Raw genomic sequence first — 365 nt, forward strand, 5'->3', positions numbered from 1 at the left:
GTGGGGTAGAGCGAGGGCGCGTGGGGTAGAGCGAGGGCGCGCCGCACGCGCCGCCAAAGTTGATCTTGATATCGCGATGCTGGCCGCGCGCGAGGATGGCCGAGATGCGCTGATGGATGCCGACGTATTGCGCCGGGTCAGGCAGGCCGGCGGCCGGTTCCTCGATCTGCGCCAGCGCCGGGYGCGACGGCGCGCGCACGAAGTAGCCCGAGCGCGGCCGCGCTTCGAGCAGGCCCGCGGTTTCCAGCTCCCGGCACGCCTGGAGCGCCGTGGACAGGCTCACCTCATGCAGCCCCATCAGCGACCGCACCGACGGCATGCGGTCCCCCACGGCCAGCGTGCCGGCGGCGATGGCCTGCCGGTAG

1 protein-coding gene is annotated in these 365 nt (G+C 73.1%); it reads right to left on the bottom strand.

Going from position 1 to position 365, the window contains the following annotated elements; all coding sequences use genetic code 11:
• Window positions 1–365 (bottom strand): GntR family transcriptional regulator (locus tag AB4Z27_RS29835; protein ID WP_441646089.1); only part of this gene is annotated, 365 nt, incomplete at both ends.

Source organism: Cupriavidus sp. KB_39, assembly GCF_052114485.1.
Taxonomy (GTDB): domain Bacteria; phylum Pseudomonadota; class Gammaproteobacteria; order Burkholderiales; family Burkholderiaceae; genus Cupriavidus.